23 protein-coding genes are annotated in these 26634 nt (G+C 71.3%); 15 read left to right on the forward strand and 8 right to left on the reverse strand.

What is annotated here, in order from left to right; genetic code table 11:
- The first annotated feature begins 83 nt into the window (after positions 1 to 83).
- The 9 genes from GH747_RS14685 (at position 84) to GH747_RS14725 (ending at position 11343) form a co-directional block, all read left to right on the forward strand.
- Positions 84 to 1589: an ABC transporter ATP-binding protein gene (locus GH747_RS14685; RefSeq protein WP_149770341.1), complete on the forward strand. Its 1506-nt coding sequence runs from the start codon at positions 84 to 86 to the stop codon at positions 1587 to 1589.
- Positions 1586 to 2680 (forward strand): ABC transporter permease, encoded by a 1095-nt coding sequence (locus tag GH747_RS14690; RefSeq protein ID WP_149770342.1) that lies wholly within the window; start codon positions 1586 to 1588, stop codon positions 2678 to 2680. Before GH747_RS14685 ends, GH747_RS14690 begins: the two co-directional genes overlap by 4 nt.
- A complete protein-coding gene (locus GH747_RS14695; protein WP_149770343.1) occupies positions 2677 to 3939 on the forward strand; it encodes an ABC transporter permease in 1263 nt (420 codons plus the stop codon). Before GH747_RS14690 ends, GH747_RS14695 begins: the two co-directional genes overlap by 4 nt.
- Positions 3936 to 4343, forward strand: a complete 408-nt coding sequence (locus GH747_RS14700; protein ID WP_149770344.1) for a cytidine deaminase — start codon at positions 3936 to 3938, stop codon at positions 4341 to 4343. Before GH747_RS14695 ends, GH747_RS14700 begins: the two co-directional genes overlap by 4 nt.
- A 22-nt stretch (positions 4344 to 4365) precedes the next feature.
- Positions 4366 to 5583, forward strand: a complete 1218-nt coding sequence (locus GH747_RS14705) for a cytochrome P450 (protein WP_228552937.1) — start codon at positions 4366 to 4368, stop codon at positions 5581 to 5583.
- Entirely contained in the window at positions 5580 to 6869 is a 1290-nt protein-coding gene (locus tag GH747_RS14710) for a thymidine phosphorylase (RefSeq protein ID WP_149770345.1), read from the forward strand. The genes GH747_RS14705 and GH747_RS14710 overlap by 4 nt, the downstream gene beginning before the upstream one ends.
- A gap of 19 nt (positions 6870 to 6888) precedes the next feature.
- Positions 6889 to 7956, forward strand: a complete 1068-nt coding sequence (locus GH747_RS14715) for an adenosine deaminase (RefSeq protein ID WP_149770346.1) — start codon at positions 6889 to 6891, stop codon at positions 7954 to 7956.
- Between the two features lie 67 nt (positions 7957 to 8023).
- A complete protein-coding gene (locus tag GH747_RS14720) occupies positions 8024 to 9637 on the forward strand; it encodes a substrate-binding domain-containing protein (protein ID WP_149770347.1) in 1614 nt (537 codons plus the stop codon).
- 86 nt (positions 9638 to 9723) lie between these two features.
- The gene (locus GH747_RS14725; protein WP_149770348.1) at positions 9724 to 11343 is read left to right on the forward strand and encodes a VWA domain-containing protein; all 1620 of its coding nucleotides are present in this window, start codon (positions 9724 to 9726) and stop codon (positions 11341 to 11343) included.
- A gap of 4 nt (positions 11344 to 11347) precedes the next feature.
- Here the strand turns inward: GH747_RS14725 and GH747_RS14730 are convergent, their stop codons facing one another.
- Genes GH747_RS14730 through deoC form a run of 4 tightly spaced genes read right to left on the reverse strand, consistent with a single transcriptional unit; the run spans position 11348 to position 15262 of the window.
- Complete coding sequence (locus GH747_RS14730; RefSeq protein WP_149770349.1) at positions 11348 to 11980, reverse strand: nucleoside/nucleotide kinase family protein; 633 nt, start codon at positions 11978 to 11980, stop codon at positions 11348 to 11350.
- Positions 11977 to 12837: an aldehyde dehydrogenase family protein gene (locus GH747_RS14735; protein ID WP_149770350.1), complete on the reverse strand. Its 861-nt coding sequence runs from the start codon at positions 12835 to 12837 to the stop codon at positions 11977 to 11979. Before GH747_RS14735 ends, GH747_RS14730 begins: the two co-directional genes overlap by 4 nt.
- The gene (locus GH747_RS14740; RefSeq protein ID WP_228552938.1) at positions 12834 to 14300 is read right to left on the reverse strand and encodes an aldehyde dehydrogenase family protein; all 1467 of its coding nucleotides are present in this window, start codon (positions 14298 to 14300) and stop codon (positions 12834 to 12836) included. The genes GH747_RS14735 and GH747_RS14740 overlap by 4 nt, the downstream gene beginning before the upstream one ends.
- Positions 14301 to 14311: 11 nt before the next feature.
- On the reverse strand, positions 14312 to 15262 hold the full coding sequence (gene deoC, locus GH747_RS14745) for a deoxyribose-phosphate aldolase (RefSeq protein WP_149770351.1): 951 nt from the start codon (positions 15260 to 15262) through the stop codon (positions 14312 to 14314).
- Positions 15263 to 15336: 74 nt separating this feature from the next.
- Here deoC and GH747_RS14750 point away from each other — a divergent pair, with 74 nt between their 5' ends.
- The 6 genes from GH747_RS14750 to GH747_RS14775 all read left to right on the forward strand — a co-directional run bounded on the left by GH747_RS14750 (position 15337) and on the right by GH747_RS14775 (position 21300).
- Positions 15337 to 16173 (forward strand): universal stress protein, encoded by an 837-nt coding sequence (locus GH747_RS14750; RefSeq protein WP_149770352.1) that lies wholly within the window; start codon positions 15337 to 15339, stop codon positions 16171 to 16173.
- A 138-nt stretch (positions 16174 to 16311) separates the two neighbouring features.
- A complete protein-coding gene (locus GH747_RS14755) occupies positions 16312 to 17211 on the forward strand; it encodes a hypothetical protein (protein ID WP_149770353.1) in 900 nt (299 codons plus the stop codon).
- Between the two features lie 311 nt (positions 17212 to 17522).
- Positions 17523 to 18551 carry a glycoside hydrolase family 25 protein gene (locus GH747_RS14760; protein ID WP_153816629.1) on the forward strand — a complete coding sequence of 343 codons (1029 nt, stop codon included), beginning with the start codon at positions 17523 to 17525 and terminating at the stop codon, positions 18549 to 18551.
- A gap of 104 nt (positions 18552 to 18655) precedes the next feature.
- A complete protein-coding gene (locus GH747_RS14765) occupies positions 18656 to 19330 on the forward strand; it encodes a PadR family transcriptional regulator (RefSeq protein WP_149770354.1) in 675 nt (224 codons plus the stop codon).
- A 171-nt stretch (positions 19331 to 19501) separates the two neighbouring features.
- The gene (locus tag GH747_RS14770) at positions 19502 to 20527 is read left to right on the forward strand and encodes an ATP-binding cassette domain-containing protein (RefSeq protein WP_194842916.1); all 1026 of its coding nucleotides are present in this window, start codon (positions 19502 to 19504) and stop codon (positions 20525 to 20527) included.
- On the forward strand, positions 20524 to 21300 hold the full coding sequence (locus GH747_RS14775; RefSeq protein ID WP_149770355.1) for an ABC transporter permease: 777 nt from the start codon (positions 20524 to 20526) through the stop codon (positions 21298 to 21300). The genes GH747_RS14770 and GH747_RS14775 overlap by 4 nt, the downstream gene beginning before the upstream one ends.
- Before the next feature lie 48 nt (positions 21301 to 21348).
- On the opposite strand, the gene GH747_RS14780 is transcribed toward GH747_RS14775, so the two are convergent.
- From GH747_RS14780 to GH747_RS14795, 4 genes are read right to left on the reverse strand one after another with little or no spacing between them, the layout of a single operon-like run.
- On the reverse strand, positions 21349 to 23400 hold the full coding sequence (locus GH747_RS14780; protein ID WP_163695652.1) for an alkaline phosphatase family protein: 2052 nt from the start codon (positions 23398 to 23400) through the stop codon (positions 21349 to 21351).
- Between the two features lie 4 nt (positions 23401 to 23404).
- A complete protein-coding gene (locus tag GH747_RS14785) occupies positions 23405 to 25024 on the reverse strand; it encodes a phospho-sugar mutase (protein WP_149770357.1) in 1620 nt (539 codons plus the stop codon).
- Entirely contained in the window at positions 25021 to 25815 is a 795-nt protein-coding gene (locus GH747_RS14790; RefSeq protein ID WP_149770358.1) for an NAD-dependent epimerase/dehydratase family protein, read from the reverse strand. The genes GH747_RS14785 and GH747_RS14790 overlap by 4 nt, the downstream gene beginning before the upstream one ends.
- Positions 25815 to 26633, reverse strand: coding sequence for a purine-nucleoside phosphorylase (locus GH747_RS14795; protein WP_163695655.1), 819 nt, complete (start codon positions 26631 to 26633; stop codon positions 25815 to 25817). Before GH747_RS14795 ends, GH747_RS14790 begins: the two co-directional genes overlap by 1 nt.
- Between the last annotated feature and the right edge of the window lies 1 nt (position 26634).

Below are 26634 nucleotides of genomic sequence, written 5' to 3' on the forward strand. Positions count from 1 at the left end.
GTGACGATCAAGGCGGGCCCGGGGGGCGTCAACGCCCCTCGGGCCCGTGCCTTGTCTCTCTGCCTGTCGTTCGAAGGAGCACGATGACGACCTCCGCGGTGGAGCTCCGAGGAATCGAGAAGCGATTCCCCGGCGTGATCGCGAACCACGACGTCAACCTGCAGATCGCACCCGGCACCGTGCACGCCCTCGTCGGCGAGAACGGTGCCGGCAAGTCGACGTTGATGAAGATCCTGTACGGCGTCCAGAAGCCCGACGCCGGCACGATCACGATCAACGGCGAGACGGTGGAGTTCTCCACCCCTTCGGACGCGATCGCGCAGGGCATCGGCATGGTGTTCCAGCACTTCATGCTGGCGGACAACCTCACCGTCCTCGAGAACGTCGTCCTCGGCGCCGAGAAGCTGCACGGCACCGGCGCGAAGGCCCGTGCCGAGGTCCGTGCGATCTCCGACCGTTTCGGGTTCGGGCTCGACCCCGACGTGCTCGTCGAGTCGCTCGGAGTGGCCGCCCGGCAGCGCCTGGAGATCCTCAAGGTCCTCTATCGCGGCGCCAAGATCATCATCCTCGACGAGCCCACGGCCGTGCTGGTCCCGCAGGAGGTCGACGCGCTCTTCGCGAACCTCAATGGACTGAAGGAGCAGGGCCACACGCTCTTGTTCATCTCCCACAAGCTCGACGAGGTGCTCGCCGTCGCTGACGCGATCACCGTGATGCGTCGCGGCACGACCGTCGGTGACCCCGACCCGTCGAGCGTGACCAAGCGCCAGCTCGCCGAGCTGATGGTCGGCACGGAGCTGCCGTCGCCCGCCACCGACGAGTCGACCGTCACCGACGTCGTCCAGCTGTCGGTCGAGCAGCTGACGATGATCGACGAGTTCGGACGGACGATCCTCGACGGCATCGACCTGCAGATCCACCGCGGCGAGGTCGTCGGCATCGCGGGTGTCGAGGGCAACGGGCAGACCGAGCTGGTCGAGGGCATCCTCGCGATGCGGCCCACCCAGGGCACGGTCCGGCTCGGCGGGGACGACATGTCGGGCTGGGCCACGCGCAAGCGTCGTGCTGCCGGCGTCGGCTACATCCCCGAGGACCGTCACCGACACGGCCTGCTGCTCGACTCCCCGCTGTGGGAGAACCGCATCCTCGGGCACGCGTACGAGGAGGTCGCCGTCAAGCGCGGCTGGATCAACCGCGGCGGAGCCCGCCAGGACTCCGAGCGGATCGTCGACCAGTACGACGTGCGCACCCCCGGCATCGACACGATGGCGCGTGCGCTGTCCGGCGGCAACCAGCAGAAGTTCATCGTCGGGCGTGAGCTGTCCGGGGAGCCGAGCCTGCTCATCGCCGCGCACCCGACGCGCGGTGTCGACGTCGGCGCCCAGGCCGCCATCTGGGACCAGATCAAGGAGGCCCGGCGGGCAGGCCTCGCCGTGCTGCTGATCTCCGCCGACCTCGACGAGCTGATCGGGTTGTCCGACCGCATCGAAGTCATCCTGCGCGGCCGCCTCGTCGGCACGTTCGACCCCCGCACCGTCACCCCGCAGGACCTCGGTGAGGCCATGACGGGCGGACAGGAGGAAGCATGACCAGGCTGCGGAACATCGCGATCGCGCTCGCAGCGCCTCTGCTCGCGATCGTCTTCTCGCTCGCGGTCACGAGCCTGGTCATCCAGATCTCGGGCGGCTCGGCGAGCGACTTCATCAGCATCCTGTTCTCCTGGCCGGCCGACCGTCTCCTGGTCAACATCGCCAACCAGACGTCGCTGATCTATCTGTCAGCCCTCGCTGCTGCGGTCGGCTTCCGGATGAACCTCTTCAACATCGGCGTCGAAGGCCAGTACCGGATGGCCGCGTACGCCGGCGCGCTGTTCGCCGGGGCGGCATTCCTGCCCGGCGCGCTGAACGTGATCGGCGCCCTCCTCGTCGCGGTCGCGGTCGGCGCCGCCTGGGCCGGCATCGCCGGCCTGCTGCGCGTCACGCGCGGCGTCAGCGAGGTCATCTCCACGATCATGCTCAACGCGATCGCCATCACGATCACGGGCTACCTGATCAACACGTACGGCATCAAGGCCGGTGACTCCCGTCGTACGGAGGCGATCCCCGAGTCGAGCCAGGTCCCGGGCTGGCAGCCGTTCGACAAGGCCGCCGGGGAGGTCTGGACGCTCGGGCTCCTCGCCGTGATCGCGGGTGTGTCCTTCTGGCTGGTGCTCAACAAGACCCGGTTCGGGTTCGACCTGCGTGCGACCGGCCAGTCGGAGTCGGCCGCGATCGCCAGCGGCGTGAACAGCAAGAAGATGACGATGGTCACCCTGCTGATCTCGGGTGGCATCGCCGGGCTGATCTGGATGCCGTCGCTGTTCGGCAGCGCCCACTACTACGGCACGACCTTCCAGGCAGGGCTCGGCTTCACCGGCATCGCGGTCGCGCTGCTCGGTCGCAACCGTGCACTGCCGATCGCCTTCGCCGCGCTGCTGTTCGCCTACCTCAACGAGCAGTCGAACCGCCTCACCATCGAGGCGGGGATCTCCGTCGAGGTCATCCAGATCACGCAGGGCATCATCGTGCTCGCCGTCGTCATCGCGTACGAGCTCGTCCGCCGCTACCGCCTGCGCGCCGAGGAGCGCGAGGTGGCGCAAGCGCCCAGACCAGGCGCCACGACCGAGGAGGTCTCGGCATGAGCACCGTGGTCCCCGAGGCAACCATGCCTCCGCCGCCGTCCACCCCGACGGCCGCGGCCGGGCGGTCGTACCGCTGGCTGCTCCTCGTGCTCGGCTTCCTCGCCCTGGTGTCGTCGGTCCGCGTGGTCAGCGGCGCGAACGAGATCGACTCGGTCGGCACGATCCAGGCCGCACTCATCGCGACCTGCCCGATCCTGCTGGCCGCTCTCGGCGGTGTGTGGGCCGAGCGTGCCGGCATCGTCAACATCGGGCTCGAGGGCCAGATGATCCTGGGCACGTGGGGTGCTGCCTACTTCACGTACTACTACGGCCCGTGGGTCGGCCTCATCGGCGCTGCGCTCCTCGGCGCCGTCGGCGGCATCCTGCACGCGATCGCCACGGTGACGTTCGGCGTCGACCACATCGTGTCCGGCGTGGCGCTCAACATCATCGGCGCCGGTGCGGTCGCGTTCCTGGCCGAGGCCTACTTCCGCGACCTCGACGGCGGTGGCATCAAGCAGCTCACGGGGCTGGAGACACCACCGAAGGTCGACATCCCGTGGCTGGGCGAGGCGGCGTCGGACCTCGCCGACAAGCACTGGTTCATGATCTCGGACTTCGCGGCACTCATCGCAGCGCTCACGAACAGCATCTCGATCATGGTCTACATCGTCGCGGGCCTCGTGTTCTTCACCGCGTGGGTGCTGTGGAAGACGACGTTCGGCCTGCGCCTGCGCTCGTGCGGCGAGAACCCGCAGGCCGCGGAGACGCTCGGCGTCAACGTCTACCTCTTCAAGTACGTCGCCGTCATCGTGTCGGGCGTGTTCGCCGGACTCGGCGGCTACATGCTCGTGCTCGTGTCCTCGAGCGGGTTCGTCACCGGCCAGACCGGCGGGCGAGGCTACATCGGCCTGGCGGCCATGATCTTCGGCAACTGGCGTCCGTTCGGGGCAGCCGGGGCCGCGACGATGTTCGGCTACACCGACGCGATGCAGCTGCGCAACGCCGACGCCGTGCACGCGCTGCTGCTGCTGGTCGCAGCGCTGCTCCTCATCTTCACGGTGCTGCGCCTGCGCAAGGGCGACCGCAAGAACGCCGTTCTGTTCGCGGCCGTCGGCGTGGCGTTCCTCGCCTGGTTCCTGCTGAGCGACGAGGTGCCGCGCGAGTTCGCCGGCATGACCCCGTACGTCGCCACGCTGCTCGTGCTCGCTCTGGGGACACAACGCCTCCGGATGCCTGCCGCGGACGGCAAGCCGTACCGCAAGGGCGAAGCCGGATGAGCCCGGTCGACGACGTCGACTGGGAGGCGTTGCGTGCCGCGGCGGTCGCGGTCATGGAGCGCGCGTACGCGCCGTACTCCCGCTACCGCGTGGGAGCCGCCGGCCTCGTGGACGACGGCCGTGTCGTCGTCGGCTGCAACGTCGAGAACGCCGCGTACGGCGTGGGGCTGTGCGCCGAGTGCGGGATGGTCTCGGCGCTGCACTCCACCGGTGGTGGACGGCTCGTCGCGGTCGTGTGCGTGGACGGCGACGGCAGCCCGGTCATGCCGTGCGGGAGGTGCCGCCAGATCCTGTGGGAGAACGGCGGTGCCGCGATGCTGCTCGAGGGCCCGCGCGGCGTCATGACGATGTCCGACGTGCTGCCCGACGCGTTCGACGACGACGACCTGGCGACCCAGTCCTGAGGCCACGGGCGATGATGGAGACGTGAACACCACCCACGTCGACCTCAGCGACCCAGGGTTCGTCGCCGACCCCTACCCCGTCCTCGCCGAGCTCCGGGCCGCCGGCCCGATGCTCTGGCACGAGCCCAGCCAGCGGTGGCTCGCGACCACCCACGACGCCGTCAGCCAGACGCTGCGCAACCGGCGTCTCGGGCGGATCTGGGAGGACTGGGAGCCGACCGACGACATGGAGCCGTTCAACGCGCTCCACCGCAACCAGATGATGGAGAACGAGCCCCCGGCGCACACGCGGCTGCGGCGGCTCGTGGCGGGCGCGTTCGGGCGCGGCCACGTGGAGCGGATGCGGCCGCGTGTCGAGGCGCTCACCGCGCGCCTGCTCGACGGACTGGGGGGCACCGCCGACATCCTCGGCGAGTACGCCGAGCCGCTGCCGGTCTACGTGATCTGCGACCTGCTCGGCGTCCCCGGCGACGACCACGCCCAGCTGCGTGCCTGGTCGCAGTCGATCGTGCACATGTACGAGGAGGGTGTCGACGAGGCGACCAAGCGTGAGGCCATCGTCGGCAGCGTCGCGTTCAGCGCGTACGTCGCCGAGCTGGTGAACGAGCGCAAGGCGGAGATGGCGCGCGGCATCCGTGGCGAAGACCTCCTGTCCGACCTGATCGCCGAGCGCGACACGGAGTCGGGGGGCGCCGCACGCCTCAGCGAGGACGAGCTGGTCGCCACGGTCGTGCTTCTGCTCAACGCGGGCCACGAGGCCTCGGTCAACGTGTTCGGCAACGGCCTGCACGCCCTCCTGTCGCACCCCGAGCAGCGCGACCGCGTGCTGACCGGGGAGGTGTCGGTGCCGACCGCCCTCGAGGAGCTGATCCGCTACGACGCCCCGCTGCAGCTGTTCGAGCGCACGGCGACCGCCGACGTCGACGTGGCGGGGACGACGGTGCAGACCGGACAGAAGGTCGCGTGCCTGATGGGCTCGGCCAACCGCGACGCCGCCGTGTTCGCCGACGCCGACCGCTTCGACGTCGCGCGCGACCCGAACCCGCACGTCGGCTTCGGGATGGGCCTGCACTTCTGCCTCGGGGCGCCGCTCGCGCGCATGGAGCTCGACATCACGCTCACCCGGCTGCTCGAGCGGTTCCCGCGACTCGCGCTGACGGGTGTCGCACCGCGCCGCCCGACGTGGGTGCTGCGAGGATTCGAGTCGGTCCAGGTCGACCTCGGGGAGGCAGCAGCATGACGGCAGCACGGCACGACGCGGTCGAGGTGATCGCGGCGAAGCGCGACGGGCACGTGCTCAGCGACTCGCAGATCGACTGGGTGGTGGACGGCTTCACCTCCGGCGAGGTGGCCGACGTCCAGATGGCGTCGCTGGCGATGGCGATCGTCCTCAACGGCATGGAGTTCCCCGAGATCGCCCGCTGGACGGACGCGATGATCCGCAGCGGCGAGCGGATGGACTTCTCTGGGCTCTCCTGGCCGACGTCGGACAAGCACTCCACGGGCGGTGTGGGCGACAAGATCACGCTCCCGCTCGCGCCGCTGGTCGCCGCGTGCGGGGTCGCGGTGCCGCAGCTGTCGGGCCGCGGGCTCGGACACACCGGCGGCACCCTTGACAAGCTCGAGGCGATCCCCGGCTGGCGGGCCGACCTCACCAACGAGGAGATGCTGGCGCAGCTCGAGGACGTCGGCGCGGTGATCTGCGCCGCCGGCGCCGGGCTCGCGCCGGCGGACAAGAAGCTGTACGCGCTGCGCGACGTGACGGGCACGGTCGAGTCGATCCCGCTGATCGCGAGCTCGATCATGAGCAAGAAGATCGCCGAGGGCACGGGCTCGCTGGTCCTCGACGTGAAGGTCGGGTCGGGCGCGTTCATGAAGGACCTCGACAAGGCACGCGAGCTCGCCCGCACGATGGTCGCCCTCGGCAAGGCGGCAGGCGTCGACACGCGTGCGCTCGTCACCGACATGTCGACGCCGCTCGGACTCACCGCAGGCAACGCGGTCGAGGTCGCGGAGTCCGTCGAGGTGCTCGCAGGCGGTGGGCCCGCCGACGTCGTGGACCTCACGGTCGCGCTCGCCCGCGAGATGCTCTCCGCCGCAGGCCGCGAGGACAAGGACCCTGCCGACGTCCTTGCCTCGGGAGGCGCGATGGACGTCTGGCGCCGCATGATCGCCGCCCAGGGAGGCGACCCCGACGCCGCCCTCCCGACCGCGCGGGAGACCACCGTCGTCACCGCGGACCGAGACGGCTACGTGGCACGCATCGACGCGATGGCGGTCGGGCTCGCCGCATGGCGGCTCGGTGCCGGTCGGTCACGCCCGGGGGAGGCGGTGCAGGCGACGGCGGGCGTCACCCTGCATGCGCGCCCCGGCGACGCCGTACGCTCCGGTCAGCCGTTGATGACCCTCCAGACCGAGACACCCGAGCGGTTCGAGCGTGCGCTCGCGGCCCTCGACGGCGGGTACGACATCACCGACGCTGCCCCGTCCGTTCCCGAGTCGCCGGTGCTCGAGCGCATCGTCTGACACGCACTAGGCTGTCCCGATGGTGACTCCGGAAGAGATCGCGCGCGTCCCGAAGGTCCTCCTCCACGACCACCTCGACGGGGGAGTCCGCCCGGAGACGGTCGCCGACATCGCGGAGCGCACCGGCCACCAGCTGCCCGTCGACGACCCCGCAGAGCTCGGTCAGTGGTTCGCCGACGCAGCGACGTCGGGGAGCCTGGTCCGCTACCTGGAGACGTTCGAGCACACCGTCGGCGTGATGCAGACGCACGACGACCTCGTGCGAGTCGCCCGCGAGTGCGTCGAGGACCTCGCCGACGACGGTGTCCTGTACGCGGAGGTGCGCTGGGCGCCCGAGCAGCACCTCCGGGAGGGGCTGACCCTCACCGACACCGTCGACGCCGTCCGGGAGGGCTTCGAGCAGGGAGTCGCCGAGGCGGCGCGCCGCGGCAAGGTCGTCCACCCGCGGCAGATCCTCACGGCGATGCGGCACCAGGCACGCTCGCTCGAGATCGCGGAGCTCGCCGTCTCGTACCGCGACCGGGGCGTCGTCGGGTTCGACATCGCCGGCGCGGAGGCGGGCTACCCTCCGACCCGCCACCTCGACGCCTTCGAGTACCTGCACCGCGAGAACGCCCACTTCACGATCCACGCCGGCGAGGCGTTCGGGCTGCCGTCGATCTGGCAGGCGATCCAGTGGTGCGGCGCCGACCGGCTCGGCCACGGCGTACGCATCATCGACGACGTCGACACGAGCGATCCGGACTCGCCTCGCCTCGGCCGTCTCGCCGCGTACGTGCGTGACAAGCGCATCCCGCTCGAGCTGTGCCCGTCGTCCAACGTGCAGACCGGTGCGGCGCCGTCGATCGCCGAGCACCCCATCGGCACGCTCGCGGCCCTGGGCTTCCGGGTGACGATCAACACCGACAACCGGCTCATGAGCCAGACGTCCATGTCGCGAGAGATGTCGCTGCTCGTCGACGCGTTCGGCTACGATCTCGACGACCTCAGATGGTTCACGGTGAACGCCATGAAGAGCTCGTTCCTCCCCTTCGACGAGCGCCTCGCACTCATTCAAGATGCGATCAAGCCGGGCTATGCTATATAGCCCGATTCGGACTCTGCTACCTTGTGCGCAGTCGTGTGTGAAACATGCCACGAAGTAGGGAGAATCAATGGGCGGGCGTCACGCCGTGGCCAAGGAGTCCGATTCCGGCCGTAAGTGGCAGTACGGCATCGGACTTGTGGTCATCGCCACCATCCTGACCGGGGTGTTCGTCCTCAGGGACGAGGACACCCCGGCTGTTGCGTCGTGCTCCACGACGCACGCCGTATCCGTCGCCGTGGCTCCGGAGATCGCCTCCGTCGTGGAGGATGCCGTGGCTCGCGTCGGCGACGACGCGTGCGCCACGTACACGGTCGAGCCCCAGGCTCCCGCGCTCGTCGCGCAGTCGCTCGCCATCGGCGAGGACAAGCCCGACCTGTGGATCCCCGACTCCTCGCTCTGGATCGCTCGTGTGCAGGGGCAGCAGGCCGAGGGTGCCGAGGGGCCGGCCACGATCGCGGCCTCCGTCGCGACCTCGCCGGTCGTGCTCGCGCTGCCCAAGGACAGGTCCGAGCGCCCCGGCACGTGGCTCGAGGCGATGGCGGACACGAAGTTCACCGCCGGTGACCCGCTGGCGTCGACGCCGGCTACGGTCCCGTTGCTCGCCTCGCAGGTGGAGGCCGCCAAGGGTGTCAGCAAGCCTGACGAGGTCGGTGCCGCCATGGTGTCGATCGCCCAGCGGCAGACCGTCTCCGCACCGAAGACGAACCCGGTCGAGCTCCTGACCGACGTCGCCAAGGCCGGCGGCAGCACCGTCGTCAGCGAGCAGGTGTTCAACGCCGCGGCGCAGGCCAGCGCCGCGTTCGTGCAGGTCGTCCCCAAGACCGGCAGCATCATGCTCGACTACCCGTTGGCGGCGGTGTCGTCGAACCCGGGCAACGAGCAGGCTGGCAAGGCGCTGGCGGAGGCGCTCGGCTCGTCCGACGGCGTCGCGTCGCTGGCGACGGCCGGGTTCCGCAAGCCGTCCGGCGAGCCGCTCTCCGAGGGGGCAGGCGTCGGGGCCTTCACGCCCATCGTGCTCGAAGACATGCAGATGGTCGGGCTGACGCTGCGCAAGTGGTCGGTCGTCGCGCTCCCCGCCCAGATGCTCTCCGTGATCGACGTGTCCGGCTCCATGGAGGCGCAGGCCGGTGACTCGACCCGCATGGGTCTGACGGTCGAGGCGGCGTTGACCGGACTGTCGCTGATGCCCGACTCGTGGGCGGTCGGCGCGTGGGCCTTCTCCCACCAGCTCGACGGCGAGCAGGACTGGCGCAAGATGGCGCCCATCCGCAAGCTCGGCGCGGTCACCGACGGCGTCAAGCACCGTGACGTGGTCGTCCAGAAGACCCGCGAGTACCCCACCCTCGTCGGCGGCGGGACCGGCCTCTACGACACGACGCTCGCGGCGTGGCGGACGGTGCAGGCCCAGTACGACCCGAAGGCCATCAACTCGGTCGTGATCATGACCGACGGCAAGAACGAGGACTCCAACAGCCTCACCTTGTCGGAGCTCCTCGCCACGCTGCAGCGCGAGCGTGACCCGGCCCGACCCGTGATCATCGTCGCGATCGGCATCACCGAGGACGCCGACGCCGACGCGCTCGAGAAGATCGCCAAGGCCACGGGTGGCTCGTCCTACATCGCCCGCGAGCCGGACGAGATCCCGACGGTGTTCGTCAAGGCACTGGAGTCGCGCGGCTAGTCACGCTGCCTGGACGCACCGCCCGAGCGGGCGGTGCGTCCGCAGCTGAGAGACGCCAACTCCACCACCACGCAAGGAGCGAGCCAATGGGCGGGCGACACGCCGGGGACAAGGACCCGAGTGGTCGCGGGGGAATCATGGTCGGGCTGGGGATCGTCGCGCTCGCGGCGGTCCTCGCCATCGCGTTCGTCGTGCGTGACGACGAGCGCTCCGCCTCGGCGGACTGCGGTGGGGGAGACCCCTTCGTCGTCGCCGTCGCGCCGGAGATCGAGCCGATCGTCGCGGCGGCCGCCGCACGCGCCGGCGCGGATCACTGCCTGTCGTACGACGTGGTCGCCGAGGCGCCGGCACTGACGGCGCAGGCGGTGACGATCGGCGACGACACCGCCGACCTGTGGGTGCCCGACTCGTCCGTGTGGCTGTCGCGCGTCTCCACCCAGCTCGTCGAGGGTGTGGCAGAGCCCAGGACGGTCGTACGCTCGGTCGCCTCGTCCCCCGTCATCGTCGCGTGGCCGAAGGAGGGTGGCGAGGCCCCCAGGACCTGGCTGGCGCTCCTCACCACGCCGTCGTTCACGGCCGGCGACCCGCTGGCGAGCGCCACGGGAGCGGCTCCGCTGCTCGCGGCGTACGCCGAAGCAGCCCGCGGTGTGACACCGACGGCGTTCTCCACGGTCAGCGCCGCCCAGGTGACGCTCGCGCAGCGCCAGGCGGGCAGCCCGCCGCCGGTCGATCCGACCGCCCTCCTGACCGCGGTCGCTCGGACAGGCGGAAGCACTGTCGTGAGCGAGCAGGCCTTCAACGCCGCGGGTGAGGCCGCCGCGAGCTTCGACCCGATCGTGCCGCAGTCCGGGAGTCTCGGTCTCGGCTACCCACTCGCCTCGGTCACGGACCGCCCCGGGATCTCCAAGGCCGCCTCCGAGCTCGGTGACGCGTTGACGGCCAAGGCTTCGGCGGAGGCCTTCGCCGACGCCGGATTCCGGTCGCCGCTCGGCGACCCGCTGTCCACCGGCCGGTCGGTCGGCGCGATCGCTCCGATGGCGATCAAGGACCCGAAGGTCGTCGCCGACACGATCCGACGCTGGTCGCTCATCGCGATGCCCGGTCGTACCCTCGCCGTCGTCGACGTCTCGAAGCCCATGAACGGACGGGTCGGTGGCTCGACCAAGATGGCGCTCACCATCCAGGCGGCGCTCAAGGGTCTCGGTCTGATGCCGAACTCCTGGTCGCTCGGGTCGTGGGCGCTCGCCGCGAAGAACGGCAGCAAGAAGAACTGGACCGAGCTCGCACCGATCCGGCGTCTCGACTCGGCGTCGGGGACCAGCACCCACCGCGCGCGCATCGTCTCCGCGACCAGCAGGCTCAACAAGCAGGTGGGCGGCAAGACGAGCCTGTACGACACGACGCTGGCCGCCTACCGGGCGGTGCAGGCCTCGTACGACCCGAAGGCCGTCAACTCGGTCATCATCCTGACCGGTGGCCGCAACGACGACCCGGGCAGCATCAGCGAGGCCAAGCTGCTCGAGGCCCTCAAGCGTGAGCGTGACCCCGCTCGGCCAGTGGTCGTGATCGCGATCGGCATCACGAAGGACGCCGACGCGTTCACGCTCCAGAAGATCGCTCAGGCGACCGGCGGCCAGGTCTACCTGGCGCGGGAGCCCGACGAGATCGTGGACGTGTTCATCAACGCGCTCCAGGCCCGCTACTGACCCGTCAGGCCCGTGGCCCCCGGTCGCGGGTCGCGGCGACGACCACGGCCAGGTGGCGTTCTGCCTGACGGGGCGTCATCGGCCGGCAGCCGTGCGCCACGGCCTCCGCGACGACGGCAGGCTCCTCCTGCATGAGGTGCCAGCCGCGGCGCAGCAGGACGGGGAGCGGTTTGCGCTTCTCGCGCAGGTCGCGCACCAGCCGCAGCACGAAGGTGACGAGCCGGTGGTGGCGCACGCAGACGGCATCGGCGAGCAGACCGCGCCGCGCGAGCTCGGCGACGACCGCGTGCGCGAACAGGCCCTCCGCGGCGACGGTCGTGGCGTCGCCGAGCGTCAGCGTCCGGGTGCCCGTACGGCGGCTCAGTGCGATGTCGTAGACCGGCATCTCCACCGTCCCGGTCGCGCACAGCACTTCAAGGGCGTCACAGGCCGCCATCGCGTCCCAGGAACGGACGTCGTCCCAGTCGACGATTGTGGTGTCGCCGAACGTCGTCGTCGGCAGCAGCGGGTCGTCGCCGTCGCGATAGAAGTCGTCGAGGCGTACGACCGGCAGGCCGCTGCGCTCGGCGACCCGCGACTTCCCGGAGCCGGACGGCCCGGTGAGGACGACGACGCCGCTGGAGGATTCCGTGCTCACACGCCGACAGGGTGCCAGACGGTCTTCGTCTCGAGGAAGGCCGTCATGCGGGTGAGCGACGGCTCGGCCGTCCAGTCGGGACTGCTGGGTCGCAGCACCCGCTTGAGGTTGACGGCGGCTTCCGCCTCGAGATCGGCGGCGACCTCGGCGCCGTCGACGCCGGTGAGGTCGAGCGCGTTCACGTCGAGGTGGCCCGCGAGCCACGGGCCGAGCTCCGTGGCGTCGCCGGTCAGCACGTTGACGACCCCGCCGGGGAGGTCGGAGGTCGCGAGGACCTCGGACAGCGTGATCGCCGGCAGCGGCCGATCGTACGAGGTCACGACGACGACCGTGTTGCCGGAGACGATGGCCGGGGCGACGACGCTCACGAGGCCCAGGAGACTGTCGTCGGCGGGCGCGACGACGGCCACGACACCGGTCGGCTCGGGCGAGGACAGGTTGAAGAACGGACCGGCGACCTGGTTCGCGTTGCCCGTGACCTGGGCGAGCTTGTCGGCCCAGCCCGCGTACCAGACCCAGCGGTCGATCGCCGCGTCCACGACCTTGGTCGCCTGCGCCTTGGTGAGCCCCTCGGCGGCGACGACGTCGGCGGTGAACTGGTCGTGACGCCCCTCGATCATCTCGGCGACGCGGTAGAGGATCTGGCCGCGGTTGTACGGGGTGCGTGAGCTCCAGCCGCCGAACGCCTTGCGAGCTGCCCCGACGGCGTCGCGCGCGTCCTTGCGGGACGCCTTGGCGGCGTTCGCGAGGAACCGCCCCTGGGTGTCGAGCACCTCGTAGGTGTGGCCTGACTCCGAGCGGGGGAACGCGCCACCGATGTAGAGCTTGTACGTCTTGCGCACGTCGAGCCGGCTCACTGGCCCTCACCTTCCTGCAGGTACGCGGCGAGACCCTGCTTGCCGCCCTCGCGGCCGTAGCCGGACTCCTTGTAGCCGCCGAACGGCGACGCCGGATCGAACTTGTTGAACGTGTTGGCCCAGACGACACCGGCGCGCAGCCGGTCGGCCATCGCGAGGATCCGCGAGCCCTTCTCGGTCCACACCCCGGCCGACAGGCCGTACGGCGTGTTGTTGGCCTTGGCGATCGCCTCGTCCGGCGTCCGGAACGTCAGCACCGACAGCACGGGACCGAAGATCTCCTCGCGCGCGATGCGGTGCGCCTGCGTGACACCGGTGAAGACGGTGGGTGCGTACCAGAAGCCGGAGCTCGGCAGCTCGCACGGCGGCGACCAGCGCTCGGCGCCCTCCGCGTCACCGACCTCGGCGAGCGCGGTGATCCGCTGGAGCTGCTCGCGCGAGTTGATCGCGCCGATGTCGGTGTTCTTGTCGAGCGGGTCGCCGACCCGGAGTGTGGTCATCCGGCGCTTGAGGCGCTCCATGACCTCGTCGTAGACGTTCTCCTGCACCAGCAGCCGCGAGCCCGCGCAGCAGACGTGGCCCTGGTTGAAGAAGATGCCCGACACGATGCCCTCGATCGCCTGGTCCATCGGGGCGTCGTCGAAGACGATGTTGGCGGCCTTGCCACCGAGCTCGAGGGTGAGCTTCTTCTCGGTGCCGGCGACGGCGCGCGCGATGCTGCGACCGACGTCGGTGGAGCCGGTGAAGGCCACCTTGTCCACGTCCGGGTGCGACACGAGCGCCTCGCCGGTCGCGCCGGCGCCGGTCACGATGTTGACGACACCCGGCGGGAGGTCGGCCTGCTGGCAGATCTCCGCGAACAGCAGCGCAGTCAGCGGCGTGGTCTCGGCCGGCTTGAGGACGACGGTGTTGCCGGCGGCGAGCGCGGGCGCGATCTTCCAGCTGAGCATCAGCAGCGGGAAGTTCCACGGGATCACCTGGGCGGCGACCCCGAGCGGGCGAGGGTTCGGGCCCGCGCCGGCGTACGACAGCTTGTCGGCCCACCCCGCGTAGTAGAAGAACCACTGCGAGACGAGCGGGACGTCGACGTCGCGCGACTCCTTGATCGGCTTGCCGTTGTCGAGCGACTCGAGCACGGCCAGCTCGCGGCTGCGCTCGGCGATGATGCGGGCGATCCGGTAGAGGTACTTGGCGCGCTCGCGTCCGGGCATCCGCGACCAGCTGCGGAACGCACGCCGGGCCGCGGCCACCGCGAGGTCGACGTCGGCGGGGGTGGCCTCGGTGACCTCGGCCAGCACCTCCTCGGTCGCCGGGTTGACGGTCTTGAACGTGCCGCCGTCGGTGCCGTCGGTGAAGGCGCCGTCGATGAACAACCCGTACGACGGCTCGAGGTCGACGATCGAGCGTGACTCGGGCGCCGGAGCGTACTCGAGGGGCGTCGGAGGAACCATGTGGTCAGCCATCTGTCTCCCTCTCAGTCGATCGTCACGTAGTCGGCGCCGGAGTAGCGGCCGGTCTCGAGCTTCTGGCGTTGCATCAACAGGTCGTTGAGCAGGCTCGACGCGCCGAACCGGAACCAGGTCGGCGTCATCCAGTCGAGGCCGGCGGTCTCGTTGACCGTGACGAGGTACTTGATGGCGTCCTTGGTGGTACGGATGCCTCCGGCGGGCTTCACGCCGACCTGGCGGCCCGTGGCGTCGCGGTAGTCGCGGACGGCCTCGAGCATGAGCAGCGTGACCGGCAGCGTCGCCGCGGGGGAGACCTTGCCGGTGCTCGTCTTGATGAAGTCTGCGCCTGCCAGCATCGACAACCACGAGGCGCGGCGCACCGCGTCGTACGTCGCGAGCTCGCCGGTCTCGAGGATGACCTTGAGGTGGGCGTGCGTGCCGTCGCCGCGCTCGCACGCCGCACGGACGGCGACGATCTCCTCGGCGACCTTCAGGAGGTCCCCGGCCAGGAACGCGCCGCGGTCGATGACCATGTCGATCTCGCTCGCTCCGGCGGCGACGGCGTACTCGGTGTCGGTGATCTTGACGTCCAGCGGCGCTCGCCCGGACGGGAAGGCGGTGGCGACGCTGGCGACGCCGATCGGCGCGTCGCCGAGAGCCTCGCGTGCGGTCGCGACCAGGTCGGGATACACGCACACCGCAGCGACCTGCGGGCAGGTCGGGTCCGTGGGGTCGGGGCGCAGCGCCTTGGCGGCCAGCGAGCGGACCTTGCCGGGGGTGTCGGCGCCCTCGAGGGTCGTGAGATCGACCATCGAGATGGCGAGGTCGATCGCGGTGCGCTTGGCGTCCTTCTTGATCGATCGGGTCGAGAGGGCGGCGGCGCGCGCCTCGAGGCCGACCTGATCGACCCCGGGGAGGTCGCGGAGGACGGCCAGGACGTCGGCGGCGCTGCCGATGCCTGAAGATGTCGTGGTCACCCACCCAGTCTAGGTGCGAAGCCGGTGGGCCGGGCCGGTCGCCGCCCGGACGCGGTTGAGGGCATGCTGGGAACATGACTGACGACACGGCACCTGTCCTCGTAGGCATCGACGGTTCTGACCACAGCATCCGCGCACTGCACTGGGCGGTGGCGTACGCCCGCGCGGTCGGGGCGCCGCTGTCGGCGGTCGGGGTGATCCCCGAAGACCTCGCGGCGTCCGAGGCGGCCGACGAGGTCGAGGAGAGCCTCGTCGCCGAGGCGCGGGGGATCCTCGAGGCCGACGGCGCTCTGACGTACGACGTCAACGTGCATCCCGGCAAGCCCGTCGAGCAGCTCGTCCGGGCGTCCGAGGGCGCGAGAGCGGTCGTGATGGGGAGCCAGGGCCACGGGACGATCGCCGACCTCGTGGTGGGCTCGGTCAGTCAGCACGTGGCCCGTCACGCGGCGTGCCCCGTGGTCGTGGTGCGCGAGCAGGAGCGGCCCGACGCCGACCACATCGTCGTGGGCACGGACGGCTCGGAGGAGAGCGGTCCTGCGCTCGACTGGGCGTTCGCGTACGCCGCTGCGACGGGGGTCGAGCTGAGCGTCGTCTACGGGTTCCGGACCTCCGCGTCGAGCCCCGCGACGCTGTCGGGATACATCCCGACGAACGTCGGTGAGGAGATCGCTGCGGGGGAGGCGCTGCTGGCCGAGGTCGTGGCGCCGTACGCCGCCCGGTATCCCGGCGTCGTGGTGCGGCAGGACGCCGTCCCGGTGCCGGCGTCGGTCGCGCTCGCCGACGCGTCGCAGACCGCGGCGCTGGTCGTGGTGGGCTCCCGCGGGCGGGGCGCGTTCGAGGGCATGCTGCTCGGCTCGGTGAGCCAGCGGCTCCTGCACCACGCGCGCTGCAGCGTCGCGGTCGTGCGCTGACGCGGTCCCGGCCGCGTCGGACGAAAGAACAGACATCGTGGCCGCGATCCTGGTGACGATGTCTGGTCTTTCGTCAGCGGCGCGGGTTGTTCACAGGGGTGCGAGCGCGCGACGGGCGAGTCCGGCCACGATCGGCGCATGGAGGACGACCTCACGCCCGTGCTGGAGACGCAATGCGGGGTGCTGACGACCGAGCAGGCGACCATGATGTTCGGACGCAGCAGGGTCCGGTCACGGCTCAAGGCGCAGCGGTGGGCGCAGCCGTACCGCGCCGTGGTCGTGACCCACAATGGTCCGCTCACCCCGGAGCAACGTCGGTGGGCCCACCTGCTTGCTTGCCCGCCGAGGTCGGTGCTCGGTGGGTTGACCGCGCTCGAGTTGGACGGCCTGCAGGGATTTCCACCCGGCAAGACGTTCGTCGTCGTCCCGTACGGCGCCCGCCGCCCTGAGATCGACGGCGTCGTCCTCCACACGAGCTCCTTCCTCGACGCGCGCGACGTGAACCCGGTCCGTACGCCGCCGCGGACCCGGACGGCACGGAGCGTCGTCGATGCCGCGAGCTGGTCTCGGGCGCCGCGGCGGGCCCGCGTGATCGTGCTCGCGACGGCACAGCAGGGACTCGTGCGGACGCCGGACCTGCGCGACGCGTTGTCTCGCCGCGGACGGTGTCGGCACCGAGCGCTGATCGTCGAGTCCTACCTCGATGCCGCCGGTGGCATCCAGTCGTTGCCCGAGCGCGACTTCGACCTGCTGCGGCGCTCGCTCCACCTGCCGGAACCGACGCGCCAAAGGCCCGTACGCCGCGCCGACGGCCGCTTCTACCTGGACGTCGCGTGGGATGCGTACGGAGTGGCGTGCGAGATCCATGGGATCCCGCACATGCGGGTCCTCCAGTGGGATTCGGACCTCATGCGGGCGAACGAGATCGTGATCGGTGGACCGAAGCTGTTGATCTTCAGCTCGTACGCCGTACGCCACGAGCAGGACGCGGTGGGTGACCAGCTGGTGCGGCTCTTCCGAAACGCAGGCTGGCGCTGACGGAAGACCAGACATCGTGGTCGTGATCCCGAGCACAATGTCTGATCCTTCGTCAGCGATGTCCGATTTGGGTGGATATGTACAGTCGTCCAAAAGGAGAAGCGGCCGAGCTTGGCCGTACGCGCTGCTGTATCTGCCGCGGGGTGACGAACATCCGCTCCTGACCGTCCGGCGCAATCCTGCGTCGGAGATCCGTACGCCGTGACCCCCGGGCCGTACGAGCACCCCGAGATTGCCGAGCTTGAGCCCGGTCGTTTCAGCGTGCTCTCCGGCGGTCGTGGTTCCCGAGATCCGCACAGGAACAGACCCCCATGGCAACACCCCTCCTCGCCCTCGCAGCACGCCGCGCTCTCGTGGTCCTGCTGGCGCTCGGCGTCGCGCTCGGCGCGGCAGCGCTCGCCCTCCCCTCCTCCGCGTCCGCAGCGACGGCCGTCCACGCGGCGGCTCCCGCATCGATCGCCGACGAGCACCGCGTAGGCGCTGCTCGTGGCATCGACGTGTCCGGGCACCAGCACCCCCGCAACCGCGCCATCAACTTCACGAAGGTCCGCCGCGCCGGCTTCACGTACGCGTTCATCAAGGCCACCGAAGGTCGTGGCTTCGTGAACGAGTGGGCCAGGGCAGACGGCCGCGCAAGCGCGCGCGCCGGGCTCGCCACGGGCTTCTACCACTTCGCGCGGCCGTCCTCCTCAGCCCGTCGGCAGGCCCAGCACTTCCTGCGCGAGGTGCGCCGCACCGGTGTGCGGTCGCCGATGCTCGTGCTCGACCTCGAGACCACCGACGGGCGATCGCGCGCCCACCTGCGCGCCTGGTCCCGCACCTGGCTCGCGACGGTCGAGCGTGCCACCGGTGAGCGTCCGATCCTCTACACGGGCCCGGGGTTCTGGAAGGGCTCGGTCGCGGGCTCCCAGGCGTTCTCGAAGTATCCGCTGTGGGTCGCCCACTACGAGACGAAGAGCCCGACGGTCCCCGGTCCCTGGCGCAGGTACGCGATCTGGCAGCACTCGGACTCGGGTCGCGTCGCCGGCGTGCCGGGACGGGTCGACGTGAACGTCGCACCGCGCGCCGTCGCCGAACGACTCGCGCCGCCGCAGTCGGCGCTCGCCCGCGTCGCCGCAGCGCGTACGGCGAAGGCGAAGGCCGCGCGGACCCCTGCGGCGGCGGAGCGCTCGGCCGACGCGTCGGTGAGCCGGGGCGGCGAGCGCCCGAAGGCCGGGCCGGCGGAGGCGAAGGCGAAGGCGGGCGCACCGTCGAAGGACCGCGCTCCCGAGCGCGCGCAGGGTTTCGTCGCGCGCTTCGGCCTCGCGCACGGGTTCGTGCTGCGTACGCCGATCGGCTGACACTCGCTCGGAACGACCCCCTCGCCCATCGGGTGAGGGGGTCGTTTGCGTTGATATCCTCATCGTAATACTCTGAGTCGAGTAATCGAGTTCGGGGAGGATCCATGGCGGTGCGACGGCCGACCAACGCATTGGCGCTGGCGGTGCTCTCGCTGTTGTCGGAGCGCCCGATGCACCCGTACGAGATGTCGAGCACGCTGCGGCAGCGCCACAAGGAGGACAGCATCCGCCTCAACTACGGGTCGCTCTACTCCGTGGTCGAGTCGCTGCACAAGAAGGGCCTCATCACGGCCCGCGAGACCGTGCGCGAGGGGCGTCGTCCCGAGCGGACGATCTACGAGATCACCCCCGCCGGCGAGGTGATGATGACGGACTGGCTGAGCGAGCTCCTCAGCGAGCCGACGGCGCAGTTCACCGACTTCGAGGCGGCGCTCTCCCTCGTGGCGACGCTTCCGCCCGGCGACGTGGTGCCGCTGCTCGCACGCCGGTTGTCCGAGCTCGCCTTCCAGTCCCGGGCGTACGAGGCGATCCGCGCCGCGGTCCCCGACGGGTTTCCCCGCCTGTTCGTCGTCGAGAGCGACTACCAGCAGGCGCTGCGCGACGCCGAGCACAGGTTCGTCACCGAGCTCCTTGCCGAGCTCGAGGACGGCACCTTCGGAGGGCTGGCAGTGTGGCAGCGCATGCACGAGCTGCGCGACGAGGGTCTGTCCCCGGAGCAGACGCAGCGCACGCTCCTCGCAGAGTTCCCCGAGCTCGAGGCCATGATGCCCGAGCCGTGACCCCGACCCCGGACGCCCGCACCCGCGGGCGTACGGACAAAGAGCGGTCCCCGATCGACGGCAATCGACCGGGGACCCTGACCCTCGAGTCCGACGCTGACGCCGAGCCCCGACGGCTGCACCTCCAGGCTACGGCAACAGCGGTGGACTCCTCAGTGAAGGAGAACCATCGTGTCCAGCACGACCCGGTCCGGTCCGGCGATCTCGGTCGCCGGCCTGACGAAGACCTACCGCGCTCGCGACCGCGAGGTGCGAGCCCTCGACGGGGTCGACTTCTCGGTCGAGCCCGGGACGGTGCTCGGCCTCCTCGGCCCCAACGGCGCCGGCAAGTCGACCACCGTCAAGATCCTGACCACGCTCTCGTCTGCGGACTCCGGCACCGCGACGGTCGCCGGGTACGACGTCGCCCGCGAGGCGCGCGACGTCCGGCACGCGATCGGCTACGTCTCCCAGAAGCCGGGCTTCGACCCGATCGGGACCGGCGTCGAGAACCTGGTCCTCGCCGGTCGCGTCTACGGGATGTCGGCCCGCACGGCCCGCGAGCGGGCGGGCGAGCTCCTCGAGCGCTTCGGGCTCGCCGACTCCGGCCGTCGCCTCGCCCGGACGTGGTCCGGCGGGATGCAGCGCAAGCTCGACGTCGCGATGAGCCTGATGCACCGCCCGCAGGTGCTGTTCCTCGACGAGCCCACCACCGGCCTCGACCCGGAGGCCCGTGCCGACATGTGGGCGGAGATCGCGCACCTGGCAGCAGACGACGGCCTCGCCGTCCTGCTGACGACGCACTACCTCGAGGAGGCCGACCACCTTGCGCAGAGGCTCGTCATCGTCGACCACGGCCGCGTCGTCGTCTCGGGCACGCCCGATGCGCTCAAGCGCGGGCTGTCGGGTGACGCGATCGCCGTCGAGCTCGCCGACTGCAGCGAGGTCGAGCGCGCGAGCGGGGTGCTGTCGGGCCTGGCTCGCGTCCGTGAGCTGACCCGCGACCTCGACACGCTCCGCGCGCGCGTCGACGACGGCGGGGCTGCGCTCCTCGAGGTGATGGCGGCGCTCGACGCGGCCGACCTCCGGCTTTCCGCGGCCACCGTGTCGCGGCCGTCCTTGGACGACGTCTACCTCCGCTACGCCGGCCGCACGTTCGCGTCCGCCGAGGCGGCCTCCGTCCCAGGCGGGCGTGCGCGCGAGGAGGTGGCGGCATGACGACAGCGCTGGTGCACACCCGTCTGCTCACCGAACGGTCGCTGAGGACGTTGGCGCGCCAGCCGGCGTACCTCGCCTTCACGCTCATCCAGCCGCTCGTCTGGCTGCTGCTGTTCGGCCAGCTGTTCCGCAACGTGGTGGAGCTGCCCGGGTTCGGCGGCGAGAACTACCTGACGTACCTGACGCCCGGGATCGCCGTCATGACCGCGATGTTCTCCGCCGGGTGGGCGGGCACCGGCTTCATCGTCGCGATGGACCGGGGGGTCATGGACCGCGACCTCACCTCGCCGGTCGGGCGCGGCGCGCTGATGGCCAGCTCGTTGGCTTCGCAGTCGGTCACGATCGCCATCCAGACGGTGATCGTGATGGCGGTCGGGGTCGTAGCCGGTGCGCGGTTCGACGGGGGCGCACTCGGGTGGACCGTCGTGATCGTGGCCGCCGTGCTGCTCGGGTGCGTGTTCGCTGCGCTGTCGAACGCGGTCGCGCTGCTGGTCCGTCAGCAGGAGGCGCTGATCGGCATCTCGCAGTTCCTGACGCTGCCGTTGACGTTCCTGTCGTCGGTGATGCTCGCCCCGGCGCTGATGCCGGAGTGGGTGGCGACCGTGGCGCGTCTCAACCCGGTCGACTGGGCTGCGGTCGCATCCCGTGAGGCGCTGTCGGCCTCGCCGGACTGGAGCATGGTCGGCGGACGGCTCGGGCTCCTGCTCGTGCTCGCCGTACTGATGGCCGCCCTGGCGACCCGCGCCTTCCGGGCGTACCAGCGCTCGACCTGAGCCCGCCGCGTCCGCGGCGGGCGACCGGGGTGCGGGCGGGGCGAGGCCTCAGGCGCCGAGCTCGTCCCGCCATCCCCGCAGCACCTGGTGCAGAGAGTCTGCGCCGATGATCTCTGCGGGCGGCGCGGCGAGATCGGCAGGTGCGATCAGCACCGCCCGGTCCTGCCAACCTCCCAGCCCGCCGTGGCTGCCGACCAGCTCCTCGAACGCGTGGACGGCACCGGTTGCCGCGTCGCAGGCGCTGATGACGTAGAGGTCGGGCGCCATCGGCCGCTCGGCCGCCGGGAGGAGCCGGTCGCGGGCGCCCTCTCCGTACGCCGCGAGCGGGTCGCAGTCGCCGACGACGGCACCGGTCCGCAGGGCGTGGATGCCGTCGGGGCCGATCGCCACCGGACCTTCGGCGACGGTCATCGCGACGACGCACCCGATGGTCGGGTTGTTCACCAGTCCGGGGATGAGCCGGGGCCACCGCTCGTCGATCTCGTGGAGCAGGAGACGGCGGTCCGTGCGGGCATGGACCAGTCCGAGGTTGCCCGAAGCGAGCACGATGAGCTCGCTGTCCGATCGACCGTCGGAGCCTCGTGCGGCGGCGGGGCCGCCGGGAGCGGTCGTGTCACCGGCGGAACCGGCACGCGTACGGCGGTCGAGCCGGTCGGCAGTCCGCCGCGCGGTGCCGGACCCCGCACCCGAGCCCGCCATGTCCTCGGCGAGCGCCCGGAGCCGCGCGTAGTCCTCGCCGGTCGTCTGGACCGCCTCCACCGACTGCGAGGTGAGAGCGGCCACCGCGTCCGCGAGGGTCGCGCCGTCGAGCTGCAGGAACGTGTCGCCCTGGGACTGGCCGTGGTCGCTCACCACTGCGATCCGATAGTGGCGCGGCGCAGACTCCGCGACCGTCGCGAGCGTCGCGAGCACCCCGTCGAGCGCCTCGAGCGCGGCCAGCGACTCGCGGCGGAACACGCCTGCGTGGTGGGCCACCTCGTCGTAGTCCACGTAGTCGACGTACACGATCGGCGTGCCGCGCAGCATCTCCTGCGCGACCACGGCGGTCGACAGGTCGCGGATGACACCGTTGGTCACCGCACGCATCAGTGCGAAGACCCAGTCGCGAGCCACCCGCGGCCGCAGGTCGCGTCGGACCTGTCGCGCCGACTGTGCGCGCTCACGGACGACCTCGCCGACCGCCCGGAACAGGCTGCGGGCGAAGCCGTCGGGCCGCAGGACGAACCAGCCGACCGCCTCGCGGGTGATCGTCGTGCCGCGCCCGGTACGCAGGCGCGACATCACCATTGCCGTACGGTCTGCGCCGCCGCTGAAGAGGTTGGAGACAGAGACCCCGCCGTTGGACAGCAGCCCCGGGCCTTCCGCACGCTGTTCGATGATCGCCGCGTCGGCGGGATGGTTGGCGGTGAGGACGCGCCCGAGCTCACGGTCGTACCAGCGGAACGCCGGGACACGCTCGACGGATCCGTGCAGGATCCCCAGCTGGCTCGCCGGCGTGGTGCAGGGCACGGTCGGACGCCACTCGTGCAGGGTGTGCGAGCCCGCGCGCATCCAGCGGTCGAGCGTCGGGGTGTTGCCGGCGGCGAGGGCCCAGGTCAGCACCGGGTACGGGACGCCGTCGATCTGGACGATCAGGAGGCCGTCGGGGAGGGGGCCGTCCGGGCGCTCGCGAGAGCGCCGGCCGCGACGCGCCAGGGAGACCGCGAACCCCTCGTCCGTGCCCGCGGCACCGAGCCAGGCGAGCACCGAGCCGACGAGAGCGGCAAGCCACGCGGCCACGATCGGCGCCCACCACGAGTCGACCTCGACGCCGGGGACGACCGCGAGCGCGACACCGACGACGATCGCCTGCCCGACGACGGCGAGCGCGATCACCGCGAGCCATCCGACGCGCGCGGCGACGGCGACAAGCAGCGGGTGCAGGATCAGGCCGACGACCCCGATCACCGCTGCGGCGACAGGAGCGGCCCACCAGGAGGTGAACGTCAGCTCGTCGAGCACCACGTCGACGAGCAGGAGGGTGAGCGTGCCTGCCACCCACGCGACGAGAAGCCGACCGATGTCTCCCCCGCGAACGCGATGGCTGCTCGGTGCGGTCACGTCGTCACACCCCCAGTGCGCCAGACAGGTCCGAGCGGATGGCATCGAGCCGAGAGGCTGCCGCGATGCGCGCGGCCTCGACCCCGTCGGCGGTGGGTACGACGACCTCCAGGTAGCACTTCAGCTTGGGCTCGGTGCCGGACGGGCGCACGACTACGCGCGCGCCCTCGGCGAGCACGAGGCGCAGGCCGTCGGTCGGCGGAAGCGTGTCCGAGCCGTGCTCGAGGTCGTCGACCGTCTCGACGGCGAACCCGCCGAGCTGTCCGGGAGGCTCGCGTCGCAGCCGCGCCATCGCCGTACTGATGAGCGAGAGGTCCTCCACCCGCACCGACAGCTGGTCGGTCGCGTGCAGCCCGAACCGTCGGGCGATCTCGTCGAGGCGGTCGACGAGCGTGAGCCCCTCGGCCCGCAGCCCGGCCGCGAGCTCCAGCACGCGGACCATCGCCGTGATGCCGTCCTTGTCGCGGGCGATCGGCGGCGCCACGGCGTAGCCGAGCGCCTCCTCGTACCCGTAGGCCAGACCGGGCACGCGCCCGATCCACTTGAAGCCGGTCAGGGTCTCGGCGTACGGCTGCCCGTACGCCGCGGCGAGGCGGCCGAGCAGCGACGACGAGACGATCGTGGTGGCGTACGTGCCGGCGACGCCGAGCCTCAGGAGGTGGTCCGCGAGCAGGACGCCGACCTCGTCGCCGGACAGCTGGTGCCAGCCGGCGGGCGTGGGGACGGCGACCGCGCACCGGTCGGCGTCCGGGTCGTTCGCGATGGCGACGTCAGCGCCCACCTGGTCGGCGAGGGCCAGCAGGAGATCGGTCGCGCCGGGCTCCTCGGGATTCGGGAAGGACACCGTCGGGAAGTCCGGGTCGGGATCGGCCTGCTCCGCCACGACGTGCAGCGGGGAGAAGCCGGCGGCCACGACCGTACGCTCGGCCGTGTCGCGCCCGACACCGTGCATCGGCGTGTACGCGACGACCAGCTCGCGCGGGCCGGGACCTGCGACGGCGGCGGCCGCGGCGACGTACGCGTCGCGGACCTCGTCGCCCAGCACCGTGTACGACGGGTCGCGGGGGAGTGCGTCCACCGGGCCCACCGCGGCGATGGCGGCGGCGATGTCGGCGTCAGCCGGTGGCACGATCTGGCTGCCGTCACCGAGGTACACCTTGTAGCCGTTGTCCTGCGGCGGGTTGTGCGACGCCGTCACCATCACGCCCGCGTCGGCGCCCAGGTGCTGGATCGCGAACGCCAGCACCGGCGTCGCCAGCGGAGCGGGAAGCAGCAGTGCCCGCACCCCGGCGGCCTGTGCGATCTCGCAGGTGTCGCGGGCGAAGACGGCTGAGTTGTGGCGTGCGTCGTACCCGACGACCAGCGTCGGGCGAGCAGCGTCGGCGCGGGAGAGGACGTACGCGGCGAGGCCGGCGGCCGCCTGTGCGACCACCACCCGGTTCATCCGCGTCGGGCCGGCACCGAGAGGACCCCGCAGCCCCGCCGTGCCGAAGACGAGACGACCCGCGAACCGCTCACCGAGCGCGGCGTCGTCGCCCGCGGCCAGCAAGGCCTCGAGCTCCGCGCGCGTCTGCGGGTCGGGGTCCTGCGCGATCCACGCCTGCGCCTGCTCGGCTGCGGTCATCGCATCGCCTTTCGTAGCGGCTCGACGGCGTACGGGCCGCCCACGTACGCGCACTCCTGCTCGTCCTCCTCGCGGGACGGGATGCGTTCGGCGTACGCCTCGGCGTCGTCGCGGGGTCGGTAGCCGAGCTCGAGCCCGGGCTCCATGTCCCACCAGCCCTGCGTGTTGGCAGAGACGCCGTACACGGCCGTGAACCCGTCCACCGGACCCGTCACCGCCGCTTCGACGAGCCTGACCGCGTCGCCGTACGACAGCCACGTGGAGAGATGCCGGCGGGTCGAGGGCTCCGGCAGGAACGAGCCGATCCGCAGCGCGACCGCGGAGATGCCGTGCGCGTCGGCGTACAGCCTCAGCAACGCCTCGGCCGCAACCTTGCCGACGCCGTAGAACGTGTCGGGACGCACGGGCACGTCGGTGCCGAGGTGGTCGCTGCGCGGGGTGCGGCCGACGGCGTGGTTGCTGCTCGCATACACGATCCGGCCGACGCCCTGGTCGACCATCGCCTCGAGGATGGTGGCCGTCGTGTGGACGTGCGAGGCGAGCGCGTCCGGCAGGTTCGTCTCCTCGGGGATGCCGGCCAGGTGCACGACGGCCTCGACACCCGAGACAGCGCCCGCCACCGTGATCGGATCGGTCACGTCGCCGATGAACGCCCCGAGCGGCAGCAGTGCTGACAGGCCCGGGTCCGGCTGGAGCACGTCGATCCCGCGCAGCGTGTGACCGCTCGCGTACAGCCCCGAGACCACCGTACGACCGATGGCCCCCGACGATCCCGTGACGAGGATCCGCATCAGATCTTGCCGACCACGCTGGCGAGCAGGCGCCCCATCGACTCCGCGGACGCGGCCCCCGCTGCGAGGACCTCCTCGTGGTCGAGCGGCTCCCCGGAGATTCCGGCGGCGAGGTTCGTGACCAGCGAGATGCCGAGGATCTCCAGGCCGGCGGCCCGTGCGGCGATGGCCTCGAGCGTCGTCGACATGCCGACCAGGTCGCCGCCGATGGCCCGGACCATGCCGATCTCGGCGGGCGTCTCGTAGTGCGGCCCGGGGAACTGCACGTAGACGCCCTCGGCGAGCGTCGGGTCGACCTCGAGACACAGCGCACGCAGGCGGGCGGCGTACAGGTTGGTGAGGTCCACGAACGTCGCCCCGTGCAGCGGCGAAGTGGCGGTGAGGTTGATGTGGTCGCTGATCAGCACCGGTGTGCCGGGCACCCACTCGGGGCGTAGACCGCCGCACGCGTTGGTCAGCACGACGGCCCGGCAGCCGGCGGCGGCAGCGGTGCGTACGCCGTGGGCGACGGCGTCGACCCCGTGGCCCTCGTACAGGTGCGTCCGTCCGAGGAACACCAGCACGCGGGTGTCGCCGACGCGCACCGAACGGACCGTGCCGCCGTGGCCGGCGACCGACGGTGCGATGAAGCCCGGCAGGTCCGTGTTCGGGAACTCGTGCTCGGGGGTGCCGAGGACGTCGGCGGCGGGCTTCCACCCCGAGCCCATCACGAGCGCGACGTCGTGGTCACCACCGGTGCGTTCCCGGAGTACGGCTGCGGCGGCTTCCGCCAGCTCGTCGGGCGAACCGGCCTGGGGCGTTTCGGTTTCGACACTCACG

Source organism: Mumia xiangluensis (assembly GCF_010994095.1).
GTDB lineage: Bacteria > Actinomycetota > Actinomycetes > Propionibacteriales > Nocardioidaceae > Mumia > Mumia xiangluensis.